Source organism: Nonomuraea sp. 3N208, from assembly GCF_052245935.1.
Lineage (GTDB): Bacteria > Actinomycetota > Actinomycetes > Streptosporangiales > Streptosporangiaceae > Nonomuraea.
Genome location: NZ_JBQQBR010000076.1, coordinates 1 through 16204, shown reverse-complemented (window position 1 = coordinate 16204; position 16204 = coordinate 1). Strand labels below are relative to the sequence as shown.

General features: G+C 66.9%; 12 protein-coding genes. 10 read left to right on the top strand and 2 right to left on the bottom strand.

The genetic code is table 11. The features are described 5' to 3' along the window. Positions 1-31: 31 nt before the first annotated feature. Entirely contained in the window at positions 32-2320 is a 2289-nt protein-coding gene (locus ACTWPT_RS56855) for a polysaccharide lyase 8 family protein (RefSeq protein WP_443185898.1), read from the bottom strand. Between the two features lie 206 nt (positions 2321-2526). On the opposite strand from ACTWPT_RS56855, the gene ACTWPT_RS56850 reads away from it, so the two are divergent. Next, positions 2527-3822, top strand: a complete 1296-nt coding sequence (locus ACTWPT_RS56850; RefSeq protein ID WP_443185897.1) for an FG-GAP-like repeat-containing protein — start codon at positions 2527-2529, stop codon at positions 3820-3822. 446 nt (positions 3823-4268) lie between these two features. Here ACTWPT_RS56850 and ACTWPT_RS56845 read toward each other — a convergent pair whose 3' ends face one another. Continuing rightward, the gene (locus ACTWPT_RS56845; RefSeq protein ID WP_443185896.1) at positions 4269-7496 is read right to left on the bottom strand and encodes a family 78 glycoside hydrolase catalytic domain; all 3228 of its coding nucleotides are present in this window, start codon (positions 7494-7496) and stop codon (positions 4269-4271) included. Positions 7497-8691: 1195 nt separating this feature from the next. Between ACTWPT_RS56845 and ACTWPT_RS56840 the strand changes: the two genes are divergently transcribed. The 9 genes from ACTWPT_RS56840 to ACTWPT_RS56800 all read left to right on the top strand — a co-directional run. Continuing rightward, positions 8692-9732, top strand: a complete 1041-nt coding sequence (locus tag ACTWPT_RS56840) for a LacI family DNA-binding transcriptional regulator (RefSeq protein WP_443185895.1) — start codon at positions 8692-8694, stop codon at positions 9730-9732. Positions 9733-9842: 110 nt separating this feature from the next. Then, positions 9843-10340 carry a GNAT family N-acetyltransferase gene (locus tag ACTWPT_RS56835; protein WP_443185894.1) on the top strand — a complete coding sequence of 166 codons (498 nt, stop codon included), beginning with the start codon at positions 9843-9845 and terminating at the stop codon, positions 10338-10340. Positions 10341-10549: 209 nt separating this feature from the next. Continuing rightward, positions 10550-10813 carry a hypothetical protein gene (locus ACTWPT_RS56830; protein ID WP_443185893.1) on the top strand — a complete coding sequence of 88 codons (264 nt, stop codon included), beginning with the start codon at positions 10550-10552 and terminating at the stop codon, positions 10811-10813. A 433-nt stretch (positions 10814-11246) separates the two neighbouring features. Then, positions 11247-12548 carry an ABC transporter substrate-binding protein gene (locus tag ACTWPT_RS56825; protein WP_443185892.1) on the top strand — a complete coding sequence of 434 codons (1302 nt, stop codon included), beginning with the start codon at positions 11247-11249 and terminating at the stop codon, positions 12546-12548. Beyond that, positions 12548-13477: a carbohydrate ABC transporter permease gene (locus ACTWPT_RS56820; protein WP_443185891.1), complete on the top strand. Its 930-nt coding sequence runs from the start codon at positions 12548-12550 to the stop codon at positions 13475-13477. Before ACTWPT_RS56825 ends, ACTWPT_RS56820 begins: the two co-directional genes overlap by 1 nt. Then, the gene (locus tag ACTWPT_RS56815) at positions 13474-14301 is read left to right on the top strand and encodes a carbohydrate ABC transporter permease (RefSeq protein WP_443185890.1); all 828 of its coding nucleotides are present in this window, start codon (positions 13474-13476) and stop codon (positions 14299-14301) included. The genes ACTWPT_RS56820 and ACTWPT_RS56815 overlap by 4 nt, the downstream gene beginning before the upstream one ends. A gap of 1 nt (position 14302) precedes the next feature. Beyond that, a complete protein-coding gene (locus ACTWPT_RS56810) occupies positions 14303-14590 on the top strand; it encodes a glycoside hydrolase family 78 protein (protein ID WP_443185889.1) in 288 nt (95 codons plus the stop codon). Beyond that, entirely contained in the window at positions 14587-15363 is a 777-nt protein-coding gene (locus ACTWPT_RS56805; protein WP_443185888.1) for an alpha/beta hydrolase family protein, read from the top strand. The genes ACTWPT_RS56810 and ACTWPT_RS56805 overlap by 4 nt, the downstream gene beginning before the upstream one ends. Positions 15364-15903: 540 nt before the next feature. Beyond that, positions 15904-16204: DUF6444 domain-containing protein (locus ACTWPT_RS56800; protein WP_443185887.1), on the top strand; the 301-nt coding region annotated here is incomplete at its 3' end.

Here is a 16204-nt window from a genome sequence, read left to right as displayed (position 1 = left end):
ATCATGGCGGTGGTGACGCGGCCGGCTTGGTTCAGATGCGTACCACCGCGGTGTGGGCGTGCCCGCGGCTGCCACCGACTTCCGCCTTGACCGCGCGCTTGGCCTTGCGCACGCTGCGGTCGCGTTCCTTGACCGATTTCACCGGCCAGGGCAGCGTGATCTTCACCTCGTCGGCGGTCCTGGACGGGTCGGAGACGGCGAGCCGTACCCGCTTGTCGTCGCGGCGGATCACCAGCGTGCACGGACCGTCGGCGACGAGCGGTCCATCCGCGGTCTCGACGGTCCCCGCGCGCCAGAAGACGGCGGCGAGCACGTTGTCGCGGGAAATAGCCTGCACCGCTCCGGAGTTGGCGAGGATTTCGATCCTCCGGCCGTAAGCCGCGGTCTGCGCGACGGAGGCGTCGGGCAGTACGGCATAGGCGTAGCGCGCCTTGCGCGGATCGACGCCGTGGTCGATAAGGATCGTCGTGTAGTGCCTGGTGACGGGGGTCTTGTCGCCTCCGGTGGTGGCGCCCTTGTCGATGTCTCGCCAGTGGCCGGTGCGCTTCTTGCGGATCACCTTCGCGTCGGCGCCGTCGAGCAGCGCGTAGCCGGCCACCCCACAGAGGTGGACCCAGCCGTCGCCCCGGGTCAGCGGCGGATGCCTGTCGTGAGTGTTGCGGTTCTCCACGACGGTCTCGATGCGGCGGCCATCGGAGGCGGCGATGCCGGTGCCGAGGGCGATCACCGCGTCATCGAGGAGGAACCACGCCTTCTTGGCCCGCAGCGAGGAGCGGTCGGCGATCAGCTTCATGGCCGCCACGCCGTACTCGCCGTCGAGTGCCACGCCGCCCGCCCACGGGGTGGGTGGCAGGCGACGCTTGCCGTGCGGCAGATCGGCGCGTCTGCGGGTGTCGACCGTCGTGCCCGGCAGCCGGTACGGGTCGATCGTGGGCCACAGGTCATCGTTCCAGTGGGTGAGGTCGCCGGTGTAGAGGTAGGTCATGCCGTCGCCGGTGTACCAGCCGTGCAGGTTCTCCCGGTTCATGGCCTCGGCGGCGCCGATGCGCTCCGAGCTCATCGCGATCGCGTAGGCCCAGGTGGGACGGCGGTGCACGACCCGGTCCATGTCGGCGAAAACGTACGTGCCCGTCGTGCGCGGGCCGACCGGCACCGACGGGTCCTCCAGCAGGGCCTTGGCTTTTGCGACGCTGGCCAGCGGTGCGAGCGTGTCGTAGGGGATGGCCTGGTTGCGGGTGAGCCAGCCCTTCACCATCGGTCGCCAGCGCTGGGCATGGCGCTCGGGCGCCGCCTCCAGCAAGGTGAGGATGGCCTCGACCGCCTTCTGCCCCGAGTGGTAGTCGCGGTGGCCCTGCACTGAGATCTGCCGGCCGCGTACGCAGTCCATCATCAGCCCGTCGAAGATGAACGGCGCAAATGAGCGATCCACGAGGTCGTAGACGTTGCCGATTCCGGTGATCTTCCACGGTGATTCCGCGAGCATGGCGATCAGCTTGGCCACGCTCTCCAGGTAGTCCACGCCGTAGCTGCCGGTGTAGGGGTACACGTCGTGCTGGATGAACGACCCGTCACGGTAGAAGCCGTCGCCTGGGCCCGCGGTCGGTCGCAGCAGGTCGGAGACCGCGTCCCTGGCCCGCTTGACGAGGCGTGCGTCGTGGGTGAGCAATCCGCGCATCGCCACCGCCATGGCCTTGCCCGCTCGGTTGGCGCCGGTCTCGACGACGCCGGGGTGGCTGACTCGGCGCTCTGGATCGGGGCACCAGCGGCGCAACGGGCGTAGCCAGCGCTCGAGGCGGTCGTTGGGCAGGCCGTCGTACAGCAGGGCGCAGGTGTCGGTCAGCGAGCGGGGGACGCCGATCTCCCACCAGAACCAGTTGCTGCCCCGCCGGTCGAGCTCCTCGTGGTAGGCGTGCTCGTACAGGAAGTCCAGCGCCCTGACCGCGGTCTCGGCGACCTGCCTGTCCCGGTGCATGGCGGTGCCCGGCGTGGCCCAGCCCAGCGCCAGTGCGCGCATGCGGTTGTAGGCGCGGTTGAAGTTGCCCGTCCGGGGGTCGTCAAGCGGCAGGTCGGGCCACAGGCTCGGGCGGTCGGGGGCGGGCTTCAGCTTGCGCAGCACCGCATTGGCCGAGCCCTCGACCGCCTGTGTCTTGTCGGTGTAGGCGGAGTTGTACGACCCACCCGCCAGCAGACTCACCCATCGCTCACGCGCGGCGTCGAACGCGGCGGTGCCGACCGCCTCGGCCGGTCTGTCCCACAGGGCGAGGCCGGCTACGGCCGCGGCGCCCAGCAGGGCGGACCGCCGGCTGAGGGGGTGGGTCATGGATGCCTTTCCGACAATCGGGCGAATATCAGATGAAAAGATCATATGCCGACAGGCGGGTGGATTATTTCGGCTCCGCGACGGTGAGCCGGCGCACGAACGTCGCTGGGGCATTCTGGCTACAGACGGCGTTTCAGCGCCTTTGGAGGATTTCTACAGGCCTCACGACCATGCTTCCCCCGAACACACCAGCAAGGGGGAGCGCCTTGAGAAGATCCCTTGTCCGCCTGATCGCGAGCTCCGTCACCTTAGCCGTGCCGGCGGCCGCCGTGGTGGCGATGACCGCCACACCGGCCGTCGCGGCGACGCGGAGCGACATCGTGGCTGTCGCGGAAAGAGAGCTGGCGGACGGCCAACGCAACGTCGAGCGGCCCGCCGGCAGCAACTGCAACTACTACACCGGCGTCTTCCGGACGTGGAAGCCGTCGAGCGGATGTGGGTCCGCGGATGGTGTCCAGTTCCGGGACAGCGAGTGGTGCGCCGACTTCTCCAAGTACGTATGGCGGGCGGCAGGCGTCACCTACGCGGACATCCCGGAAGGCCCTCCAGGTTCCCTCTCGGGGTGGGCCTCGTCCTTCAAGGACTACGGCACCACGCACGGCACCTGGCACACCAGGGCCAGCGGCTACACCCCGCTGCCCGGCGACGCCGTGGTCTTCGACTGGGACCAGAGCGGCGACATCGACCATGTCGGCATCGTCACGTCGGCCAACTCGAGCACGATCACCACCATCGAGGGCAACAGCAGCGACCAGACCAGGGCGAAGAGCTACTCCCGCGGGGACGTCGACATCGTCGGCTACAGCGCCCCGGTCGGGATCACACCAGAGGTTCCTGTCGAGCCGGAGGATGCCACGGGTGAGGCGGTTGACTTCGATGGGGATGGTCGGCCGGATCTGGTGGGGACGTTGGCGGATGGCACGTTGCGTGCCTATCTGGGGACGGGTTCGCCGGGCGTGCCGGGGGTGACCGCCAGGGGTGCGGACATCGGCAGTGGCTGGACCGGTATCACCCGTATCACCGTCGCGGACATCGACAACGACGGCAGGACGGATCTGATCGGCCGTAGGTCGGACGGCGAGTTGTATGCGTATCTGAACGCCAGCAGCGTGGGTGCTGTCAACGTCAACAACAAGGTGCTGATCGGTACGGGCTGGAATGCCATCAGCCGGGTCAATGTCGCTGATGTCGACAACGACGGCAAGACGGACGTGATTGGCCGGCACAGCGACGGCAGCCTGTATGCCTATCTGAACAAGGGCAATGCGGGGGCGCCGAACATCGCCACCAAGGTGCTGATCGGTACGGGCTGGAACGCCATCACTCACGTCACCGTCGCCGACCTCGACAACGACGGCAAGACGGATGTGATCGGCCGGCACAGCGACGGCACCCTGTACGCCTACCTCAACACGGGCACCCCGGGCGCCCCGAACATCAACACCAAGGTGCAGATCGGCACCGGCTGGGACGCCATCACCCGCCTGGCCGTCATCAACTGACCACCATCGCTCGATCCGGCCCCTCCAGGCGAGGGGCCGGATTCCGGATTCTCCCGAGAAGCGTGGAGCTCTCCTCACTCAGGCGAACCCTACGCACCCACCGTCCGTCTCGTCCTCATCCCGCTGGGTCAGCCCCGCCGGACGAGCCCGTCCACGAGCCGGCTGGTCCACGAGACCGAATGACCGTGTGGGTGCCGTAGGGGTGCTGACAGTACCGCCGGCGATGGAAGTCACCGTGCACATACAGGCAGGGCCGAGATGGCCGGGGCCGCCACCGAGCTCGCGCTCGCCCTGGGGCGCGGGGAGGAGACGCCGCAGGCGGGGCTCGAGATGGCCACCACTCTGACGGTCCGGAAAGCACCGCTCCACCAGCAGATCATTGACCGGTCGAGGCTCGATACCGGTCCCCGCACGGTGGTGCCGAGCGGAGACCGGTAGTCAGCGGATCAGCGGGCCGTTGCCGCAATGAAGGTGAACGAGCCGGACGGGACGTCGTACACGGCGTAGTTTCCCTCCATCCGCAGGAACTCGGCCCGATGCGGGTTCGCGACAGAACGGGAGTCCTTGGCCGGCACCCAGACCTCGGCGGTGGTGTTCGCGGGGATGTCGATCGTCAGTTTGAACCATTGGTCATCTTCGGTCCATGCGGAGCGGGCGACGCCTTGCGGTGTTTCGTAGCTGCCCTTGACGGAAGTGAGGTCGCCGACCGGCTTGGGCTGGATGACGAGCTTGCGGTAGGCGGTGGAGCCCTCGGCCTCGCGGACGCCGGCAAGACCGGTGTGGAACCATTCCTCGATCTGGGCGAGGATCATGTGGTTCTTGGAGGCCCCGCGGTTCCACTGCTCGCCGATCGTGGTCATGCCGCCCGGGTTGGCGCTGGTGGGCTGCATGAAGAACCCGTAGCTCGGCTGGTCGTCCGCCTGCAGCAGTTCCCACAGGACGTCGTCCCTGCCGCCGTCGGCCAGCGCCCGGACCGTCGAAGCCATGCCGATGGTGCCGCCACTGAAGTGCGGTCCGGCGCCGTTGGGGTGGAAGGCGTACACGAGTTCGACGAGCGCGTCGAGGACGGCTTGGCGTTCGGTGTCGGGGACGAGCCCGGCGTCGAGCGCGAGCGCCTGTGCCGTTTGGGTGGCTCCGGCGGTGCCGGCGTTGCCCGCGCTGGTGTAGCGGCGTAGCTCCTGGTTGTAGAAGTGGGCGTTGAAGGCGTTCTTGATGTCGCCGGCGAGCGTCTGGTAGCGGGCGGCGTCGTCGGTGTGACCCGTCAGCTGGGCCATCTTGGCGAGTTTGGTGATCATGATGTAGTAGCCCCAGGTGCCGGTGATCCGGCCCGAGGTTTGGTCGGCCGCGACCCAGTCGGCGAGGGCGGCGTCGACGATGTGCGAGTTCTCGCCTGTTCCGACCTTCTGGCGCTGGATGTAGTCGGCGAAGTCGACCATCTGGTCGTAGTAGCGCGTCATCGTGTCGGTGTCGCCGTAGAGCTCGTAGAGCAGGGCAGGCACCAGGATGACGGCGTTGCCCCAGTTGATCTCGTCGCCGAAGCGTCCGCTGTAGCCCCAGTCGTAGACCGGGGTTTTCAAGGCCACGTTGCCGCGCATCGGGGTGTCGGCGATCGACTGTCCCTCGACGAGGTGCCGCATTGTGGTCCGCAGGTAGGCGGCCAGCTCGTAGTTGCGGTGGATGGCGCCCATCGGCATCGTGTAGTCGGCCGGGTACGACAGCTTCTCGCGCCCTGGGCAGTCGGTGAACACCGACATCATGTTCGACGCGAAGGAGTATCGGGCCATCGTGTGGATGCGGTTGAGGCGTGCGTTGGACGTGGTGACCTCACCTGCCACGGGTGTGGCGACCTGTAGCCGAATACCCTTGATCAGGTCCTTCGTGGGGGTGTAACCCTCAGGTAAGCCGGTGACCTGGATCCATTGCATGCCGAAGTAGTTGAAGTCGGGATGCCACGTCTCTCCGCCGCGCAGTCCGGCCGTGGTGTAGGTGTTGAACAGGTCACGCCCTCGGTTGCCACCCCCTCCCATGAGGGAGGCCTGATCGACGGTTCCGTCGGGGGCGAGTGACTCGGCGGGTGCCATGCGGATGGTGACTCCGCTGGGCACAGTGCCCTTGAGGTTCAGCTGCGGCCACCCGCTGATGTTCTGGCCGAGGTCGAACACCCAGGTGCCCGGGGCCGGATTCGTCATCGAAACCGGCGTGAACGTCTCGACGGACTTCACCGGCTCGGCCGTGCGGGCGACGAGCTTGGTGGCGAGATTAGGGGGCGGCGCGATCCCGGCGTCCACCCACGACATGTCCGAGCCGTCGCGCCGCTTGGCGGTCGCTGACAGATCGGAGCCCGGCAAGTCCCAGCCGGCCTGCTCGCGCCGTGCGTCATAGTCCGAGCCGGAGTACCACGCGTCGGTGACCAGGGCGCCGAGTGCGCTGCGCCAGCTGCGGTCGGAGACGATGACATCTGTCGAGCCGTTGCTGTAGGCGATTTCCAGCCGCGCGATCATGCGTGGCGTGACCGCGGCGCCGGCGCTCGGGTCGCTTGCGGCGATGTTGTTGCCCGATCCGGTCACCGTCGCACCAGAGGTGTGTGCTTTGGACAGCCCCGGCGTGAAGGTGATCCCTGTTCCGTCGACGCCTGCGGTGCCGATAGCGGTGATCGTGCGAGATTCGAGGTTGTCGCCGCCGTTGCCGGTGTCGATGTTGATCGTGCCGCCGATGTGGTAGTTGGCGACATTGTCCAGCTTCACGGTCGTCGCGCCGGCCGTGGCGTCAGCGGCCAGGGTGCCGCTGCCTTTCAGCTGGCTCTGCCACCACGAGTACGGCGCCGTGCGGCCCACGGCCGGGTTGGTGACGCTGCGCCGCACGTAGGCGGGGCCGTTGCCGAGCCGGACGCCGAGGGTGTTGGCTCCGGCACGCAGGTCGCCGGTGATGTCGTAGGTGCGGTACTCGCTGGAGAGCTGGTAGTTGGAGTAGCCGGGCGCGAGCACCTCGTCGCTGAGCTTGCGGCCGTTCAGAGTCGGCAGGTGCAGGCCTGCACCGGACAGGTAGAGACGGGCACTGACCATGCGCTTCTTATGGTCGACGTCGAACTGGCGGGCGAAGATCGGCATGGGCTGCGTCTCGGTGCGGCCCGGGTACTCGATCCAGCGCGCGGGGCCCCAGTCGCTCTGCTGGAGCAGGCCCACCTCCCAGGAGGAGGGCGCGCTCCAGTCCGACGGCTTCTTGTCCGCGTCCCAGACACGGACGTGCCAGACGACCTTCTGGCGTGAGCTCAGGGCCTGACCGGCGTAGCGGATGCCGGATTGGACGGCGGAGTCCACCTTGCCGGAGTCCCAGATCAGGCGACCGCGCTTGAGGTTCTCCTCGCTCGTCGCCACCTGTACCTGGTAGGCGGTTTGCGCGTCACCCGGGCAGGCCGCCCGCGAGAGCGGCCTGTGGCACGGGTGAGCCGCGGCTTGTCGAGTCTCCTTCATCCGCCACCCCAGGGAGGGGGTTGGGTTGTCGAGGCCGAGCGGTTCGTCGTACCTGCCGTCCACCTGCAGGTCGTCGACCTGGACGTACGACGGTGCGCCGCCGGCGGCGACAGCTGGTGGAACGCCGAAGGGCTGCGAGAGCACGAGGGTGAAGGCCACCCCTAGTCCGGCGAGCATGCGGATCCGACGACGTAATTCGGACACAGGTCACTCCCTTCCCGGGCGGCCTCGTCGAGCCGGCCGGTACTGCTTGGCCTGGTGGTGCCTGGGATTGCTCCTCGTCGTCGGCGCCGTCGCCGCGGGGCCGACTTCAGCGTCGATGCGCGCTGAAGGTCGGTGGGATGACCGGGCGTGGGCGGGGCGCGAGGGCGGCGCTCGGGTTGCCGAGTGGGTCGGCGCGAAGGTGGGAGGCCGTCACCGCCGATTCCGAAGCCGTCGGCGGTGCGCGCGCGGTTTTCACCATGCGCCTCCCAGGACAACATAAATCGATTTAAGTAGGCGTCGTCGTCGTTAACGTAAGCGTTACGCCGCCTGCCGTCAAGAGACAATCTGAGTAACGGTTTTCGGCATTCATGCACGTGTACTCGACGTTGACCACAGCAAGACGAATATCGTTACCCATCCTGATGCAGGTTTTGACCTGGCGAAACCCCCTCGCCCTCTTCGACATCTGCGCCCCTGACCCGGCCGACGACATCCTGCGCCGACCAGCACTAAACCCTCCTTGTCCTGCGCATTCGCCACTAGTTTCGATCTTGGCCGGACGGTATGAAGTCCCGACCACATGACGCCGCGATCGAACCGCGATGCGTCGAGCGCGGGGCCATCCTTCCCGCGTTGACCTGAGCGGCAACCGCGTAGCGCCTGTTCAGCGCGCCATTGACACCCGTCCGCGATCCAACTTATGGTCTGGGGCACTTAAAACGTTTTGTCCAACCGAACCGAGCAGGCAAGTCCACGTTGGTGAAGATCCTGGCCGGTGAGCATCCGCCCGACGCGGGTCGCCTGCTGCCGGATGGCGTGGAGCTCGACCTGGGCGGCCCGGCGGACGCCCGAGCCGCCCCGTACTGAGCGGCGAGCTCACGCTCGGAGGGAAGTTTGGATCCGGCCTGTATCTCCCCGGAACGCATATCGTGCTCGAGTTGCCGCGCGATGCGCTCGGTCAGGAGACCCTGGTAGGACTGCGACAGATCATGGCCCATCGGCACTGGCGGTTCGGTGGGCGTGTCATGAGGACACAGGAGCGTGCGCGACACCGATCTCGGTCCGTGGCGCTCGGATTCCTCCTGTCGGCGGTGACGGGTGACGTTGCCCAAGCTGGGCATCGCCCTGAGCTCGTACAATCGGATCACACCTCGGGAGATGGAGTTTCATGGTCACGTCCGGTCGACGACGACGAGTGACGATCGCCGACGTGGCGAGCCACGCCCAGGTCTCCGTCACTGCGGTGTCGAAGGTGATCCGCAACGCCACCGGCGTCAGCCCGGCCATGAAGGACCGGGTCAAGACGGCCATCGACGAATTGGGCTACCGACCCCAGGCCGTTGCGCGCGGGATGCGCGGGCGCACCTTCACGATCGGCCTGATGCTGCCGCACATCAGAAACCCTTTCTTCGCCGACATCCTCGACGGTCTCACCGATTACCTTGAGAACACCGACTACCAGGCGTTCATGATCCAAGGCGGCGCCACCCGCAAGGTCGAGAGGCGGGCGGTGGACGCCCTCATGGACCGGCAGGTGGACGGCATCATCATGGTCGCCCCGCTCGCCTCCAAGGCACGACTGGAGGAGGTGGCGAAGGAGAAGCCCACCGTGGTGCTCGCCCGGCATGAGGGGTCGTCGTTCTACGACTCGGTGTTCGACGACGACGAAGCAGGTGCAGAGTTCGTCGTGAAACACCTCATCGAGTTGGGTCACCGCCGGATCGCGCACATCACGCATCAGGACGACAGCCAGGCGCGCCCTGCCGACCTGCTGCACAACATCCGATCCGCGACCTATGAACGTGTCATGCGCGAGCATGGACTCGCCGACGAGATCGCCATCGCGACCAGCTTCTACAACGAGCAAGGCGGCTACGATGGGGCTCGCCAGCTGCTGGGCCGTTCTCGGCGCCCCACGGCGATTTTCGCGGGAGCCGACCAGGCGGCGCTCGGCACACTCGCCGCGGTCCACGAGATGGGCCTTTCCGTCCCGGCAGACGTCTCGGTCGCCGGCTACGACAACACCCACCTGGCCGCCCTTTCCAACATCACGCTGACAAGCGTCGACCAGGACGGCGGCGTTATGGGCCGCGCCGCGGGGAAGCTTCTGCTGGAACGCATCGAAGGCCGGATGACCGCAGTGCGCTTCTCCGTGACCCCGAGTCTGGTCGTCCGCGGCTCCACGGCCCCGCCAGGGGGTTCGGCGGATGCTCCGAATTCGACAGTGAAGCGGTAGCCCGGTCAGGGCCGCGCGTGCTTCGCCTCACTCCAGGCCGAGACGGCGGCATCGCGGCTACGGTTTCGAGAAGGCCGGGCTGCTACACCCCATCCGGATAGCCTGTCGCTATGACGTGGTTGCCTGCTGATTTCGTCCATCCCACCCATGTCCCGTTGCCGGGTGGCGGTTATCACCTGCGCCCGATCACCGGCGCGGACATTGATCTGGACTACCCGGCCGTGATGGGTTCGCAGGAACGACTTTGGTCCATCTACGGCGAGGCGTACGGCTGGCCTACGGCCGACATGACGTACGAGCACGACCTGAAGGACCTGGAGCGGCACGCGAGAGAGATCGAGGCGCACGAGTCCTTCAACTACGCACTGTTCGACGACGCGGAGACTGCGCTACTCGGCTGCGTCTACATCGACCCGCCGGAGCGGCAGGGTGCCGACGCCGAGGTCTCCTGGTGGGTGGTGGACGACCGGGTCGGCACCGACCTGGAACGCACGATGGACGCGCTGGTTCCGCAGTGGATCGCGGAGTTCTGGCCGTTCGAGCGCCCGCGCTTCATCGGACGCGACCTGTCCTGGAAGGAGTGGCTGGTCCTCCCCAAGCTCACCTGAACCGGCCTGGCGCTTGCCCGTAGGGGCTGTGGCTTCGGGGCAAAGAACGCCGGGGCAGCCGTTGGCGCTGAGAAGGACTTGTCGGCAACGAGCGATTTCGGGCCGCGGTGCGTCGTGGCCACCGATGGCCTGGTGGAGGTGGGGCACCTCCAACTGAGGAGGGCCTGCGCAGCAGCGGCAGCCTGCTGCCGCCCGCCCAGCACCGGCAGATGTGGACCACGGTCCCCACCGAGGGTGGTTACTGGATGCCGCACGCCCGCTACGGCCTGGGCCTGTTCGAGTTCGACAAGCAGGCGACGGGCGGCCGGACGCTGCGCGGCGTCGGCGGCAGCCTCTGGGGATCCTGGTTCTTCGCGGTCGGCACCCCCGACGACCGGCACACCATCGCCGTCCACACCAACACCGAATGGAAGACCTGGGACCTCATGTTCAAGCTCATCGAAGCCGAGTTCGGCATCTCCATCGGTGCGTAAGCACGCTGCCCGCCACCGGCTCGCGATGACGAGCGTGGCCTGCAGGATGCGCAGGCACAAGACGGTCATCTCCACCTCCTCGCGCCGGTTGGTGGCGTTACCGGCACCCCAAGCAGCCCGGTTTGTCCTCGGCCGGTTCGGCGTGCCGTTCCTATGCCACCGCCCTGTCGATGAACGGAAGGGTCATCACAAAGGAGGGGCATGACCACTGCGGTGCACCGCCGGCCCTTCACATCAATGCACCGGTCGCCGTCTTCGGCAGGCGCTCTCAAGCTGGAGAAACGTTACCTAATAAATCTTGATATCAGCGATCTGATCTGCAAAAAGGCTGGGTACCGTTACCCAAAAAGTGTCTTGACACTCCTCCACGTAACGCCTACGTTAACCGCATAGGGGAGTCGCTTAAAACGATTCAATAACCCTGGAGGGGTGTGTGAAGACCTCCCACCGCATGCTTACGACGGCTGTGGCCGTCCTGGCGATGGCGGCCCTGACCTCCTGCGGCTCCAGCTCGGAGCCCGCCGCCGACGACACCATCACCCTTTCCTTCATGACGGGCAGCGACCAGTCGACCGTGGACACGTCCAAGGCGCTGGCGAACGCCTTCATGAAGGCCAACCCCACCATCAAGATCGAGATGGAACACCAGCCGGGAGGCAGCGAAGGCGACAACGTCGTCAAGACCCGCCTGTCCACCGGCGAGATGACGGATGTGTTCTGGTACAACTCCGGCTCGCTGTTGCAGGCGCTCAATCCGGCCCAGACCCTCGTCGATCTCACCGGCGACGCCGTCCTGACCAATGTGCAGCAGGACTACCTGCCCGTGGTGACGCAAGAAAGCAAGGTGTACGGCGTCCCGGCCACCACGCTCACCGGCGGCGGCATCCTCTACAACCGCAAGGTCTACGACAAGCTCGGCCTGGAGGTGCCCAAGACCTGGGACGAGTTCATGGCCAACAACGACAAGATCAAAGCGGTCGGGATCACCCCGGTGATCAGCACGTTCAAGGACACCTGGACGTCCCAGATTTTCGTGCTCGCCGACTACTACAACGTCCAGGCCGCGGTGCCGACCTTCGCCCAGGACTACACCGCCGGCAAGGTCAAGTACGCCTCCACCCCGGCCGCGCTCGGCGGGTTCCAGCACCTCGCCGACGTTCACGCCAAGGACTACCTCAACAAGGGTTTCGGCTCGGCCACCCTCGACCAGGGCCTGAAGATGCTGGTGGAGGGCAAGGGCGCGCACTACGCGATGCTCAGCGCGCTGTTGCCGCCGCTGCTCGCGACCTATCCGCAGACGGCGACCGACGTCGGCTTCTTCGGCGTCCCGGGCACCGACCCGGCCGAGCAGGGCGCCACCGTCTGGGAGCCTCCCGCCATCTACATCGCCAAGACCACCGAGCACCTGGACGCGGCCAAGAAGTTCCTGGCTTTCGTCGCCTCCCCGGCGGGCACCGAGGCCGTCACCGCGGCCGTGCGGCCGTCGGGGCCGTACCGCATCAAGGGATCCAAGCTGCCCGAAGACGCCATCCAGGTGGCCAAGGACCTGCAGACCTACATCGACAGCAGCGCGACGTCGCCGGCTCTGGAGTTCCTGTCCCCCATCAAGGGCCCGTCGCTGGAGCAGATCACCGTCGCCGTCGGCTCCGGGCTGACGCCGCCCGCCGAGGGCGCCGCTCAGTACGACAAGGACGTGGAGAAGCAGGCCAAGCAGTTGGGCCTGGCAGGGTGGTGATGAAGCAGCAGGCCGGGCCCCGCATGGGGCCCGGCGCGGCGCCCGGACGACGGCACGCCCTCCAGGCGGCCAGGCACAAGTCGGCCTACCCCTATGCGCTGTACCTGCCGGCCGCCGTCGTCTACCTGGTGATCTTCCTGGTGCCGACGGTGATGGCCTTCTACTTCGCGCTGACCCGCTGGACCCTGTTCGACAGCACCTTCGTCGGGCTGCAGAACTTCCGCGACTTCCTCGACGAGCAGAACCTGCGCATCGGCTTCGCCAACACCATCTTCTACGCCGTGGCCACCAGCGGGCTGAAGGTGGTACTCGGGCTGCTGCTGGGTGTGCTGCTCACCAGCAGGCTGCGGCTGCGCGGGTTCCTGCGCTCGGTGGTGTTCTTCCCCGTGTTGGTCTCCACGGTGGCGGTCGGCATCACCTTCAGCGCGTTGCTCCGGCCCGACACCGGGCTGGTCAACAAGGTCCTCGCGTTGGCCGGCATCAACGGTCCCGACTGGCTGGGTGAGGCGAACACGGCGCTGCTGTCGGTGGCGCTGGTGGACGTGTGGAAGGGCGTGGGGCTGGCCACCGTCATCTACATCGCCGGGATCATGTCCATTCCCCGTGACTACTACCAGGCGGTCGCGGTCGACGGGGGCACCGCCTGGCACCGGTTCCGGCACGTCACGCTGCCGCTGAGCTGGCCGGCCACGTACTCAGTGATCATCTTGTCGTTCATCGGCGGCCTGCGGTCGTTCGACCTGATCTGGACGATGACCCGGGGCGGGCCCGGCTTCACCAGCGACACCATCGCCTCGATCATCTACAAGCAGTACCAGGCCGGCTTCTTCGGCCTGTCCACCGCCGGCAACGTGCTGCTGTTCCTGATCGTCACGGCCATCGTGGTCCCGCTCAACTATTTCCTCGGCAAGAGGCAGGTCGCCGCATGAGAGCGCTCAAGAAACTCGGCGCGGAGACGATCGCCTTCGTCCTGGCCACTGTGATCTTCCTTGTGCCGTTCTCGTTCATGCTGCTGACCGCGGTCAAGGATCAGGCGCAGGCCGCAGATCTTGACTTCGCCTGGCCGGGCGAGTGGCGGATGGTGGACAACATCATCGAGGTCGTCGAGGCACGCGACTACGTGCTGCTACGTGCCTTCGTCAACTCCACCGTCCTCACCGTCGCATCGGTGGCGCTGATCGTCATCTTCGCCGCGATGGCCGCGTTCGTGCTGCAGCGCCGCGCGGGGGCGATCGGCAAAGCGGCCAACTTCCTGGTGCTGTCCGGGCTGATCATCCCGCCCGCGATCGTCCCCACGATCTGGCTGCTGCAGGCGCTCGGCGTGTTCAAGACCCTGCCCGGGCTGATCCTCGTCGAAGTGGCCTACGGCCTGTCGTACGCGGTGCTGCTCTTCCGGGCGTTCATCGCGGCCATCCCGCGGGAATTGGACGAGGCCGCCCAGATCGACGGTTGCACGGGGCTGGCCCTGTTCTTCCGCGTGATCTTTCCCCTGCTGCGGCCCGTCACCATCACGGTCATCCTGACCGCTTCGGTGGCCGTCTTCAACGACTTCGTCAATCCGCTGTACTTCACTCCGGGCGACGACAACGCCACCGTGCAGGTCACCCTCTACAACTTCCAGAGCCAGTACAGCACCCAATGGAACCTGCTGTTCATGGACATCGTCCTGATCACCATTCCGCCGCTGCTGGCCTTCGTCTTCTTCAACCGCAAGATCGTCGCAGGCATGACGGCCGGCGCCATCAAGGGATGACATGACCTCTCTGAACGTCGAACAGGTCACGTTCGAACACCATCAAGAGCCTCTCGGCATCGGGGAACGCGCCCCGCGCCTGTCGTGGATCATCCTGACGGACCTTCCCGGATGGCTCCAGCAGGCGTACGAGATCGAGCTCAGCGACGGAACCTCCACGGGCCTCATCGAGTCGGGGGAGTCGGTACTCGTGCCTTGGCCGGGCGAACCACTGGGTTCGCGGGAACGGCGTGGCGCCGCGTGCGGACGCCATGTCTTCGCCTGCGCATCCGGAAGGGCGGCCCGATGATCCACCACCACGATTTCCAGCACGAGGGACTGACGTTGCGCTCCACGGTGCACGTCCCCGGGGGCCCGGCCGCGGCCCGCCGGCCGACGGTGGTGTTCGTGCATGGTTTCTCCAACAACCGTATGGAGAACCGCTCGTTCGTCCTCATGTCGCGACTGCTGGAGAGCATCGGCATCGCGTCGGTCCGCTTCGACCTGTCGGGGCATGGGGAAAGCGACGGCGACTTCTTCGACGTCACCATCACCAACGAAATAGCCGAAACGCGATCGGTCGTGCGGACCGTCCGGAGCTTCGACTTCGCCGACCCTGGACGGATCGCCCTGATCGGGATGAGCATGGGCGGCGTCGTGGCGGGCATCGTGGCCGCCGAAGAACCCGGAATTCGTGCTGCATGTCTGTGGTCGCCGGCCGCCGTCGCCCCCTTCGAAATGGGCTCGGGCTACCTCAAGGGCCGCGACATCGCCGCCGAGATCAGGGAGAAGGGCTACTTCGACGCCGACAGCCATCGAATGAGCCCCGCCCTCGTCGACGACATCGCCGGCCTCGATGTTTACGGCCGTGCCTGCACGTATTCCGGGCCCGTGCGCATCATCCACGGTGACAAGGACGACATCGCCCCCCTGCCCTACGCCCGCCGCTACCTCGACCACTACGGCGGCAACGCTGAACTGGAAGTCGTCCCCGGAGCCGACCACGGTTGGAGCACCGTTCCCCACCGCACGCGGCTGCACCAGGCCACGTTGCAGTTCCTCCGCGAGCACCTGGGGCGCTGACCCTGCCCGCGACTCCGGCCACCGCGCCCAAACTCCAGACCGCCTTCGAGGGTGCCGTGGCCGATCGCAATAGCGCTGTCCTGTACTGACGCCGTCACCCCCGCCGGGCGCGACCCGTCTGGCGATCAGGCAAGCCCAGCAGCCACTCATGCTGTGACCCTTGCGGTGTGGTTCGGATCCGCGGGCGGACAAGGATTTTCCTGCTCCGCGGTCCAGCCGGCTCAGGGAAGGGCACCTGCCGGGGTGCGTACGGTGTGACGCAGACGGGCGACATCCTGGCTGGGGGGCGCACCGAACTGGCGCCAAGGAATTCAGCACGCGGGGCATCCGCGTCAACGCTGTCTCGCCGGGATCGACCCGCACCCGGATCGCCGACGACGCCTTCACCCGGTTCCCCGGGGTCGTCCCGGCTCTCGCCGCTATGAGGCGATCCGGCGTATCCATTCACGCCTGCCGTTGAGCTGGGGTCTGGTTTGGGGTAGACGCGCCAGTTTCTGCTGAATGCAGGGATCTTGGGATGGGTCGTCGTAGTTTGAGCTCGTGTCCGGCCCCCAGGAGCTCAGCCGTGAGGAGCTGTTGGCTGCTCTGGACGAGCTGCGGGCCGCGGTCGCAGAGCGGGATGCCGTGATCAGGGCGTTGCTGGCTGAGGTCGAGCAGCTGAAGCGGCGTGCGGGGATGGATTCGTCCAACTCCTCGATGCCGCCGGGTTCGGACGGTCCGGCGTCTCGGGCCAAACGCGCCAAGAAACCGAAGAAGCGCTCGCCCCGGCCGCGCGGTGGGCAAGCCGGGCACGAGGGGCATGCGCTGGCCTGGCGGAGCGACCCGGACCAAATCACCATCA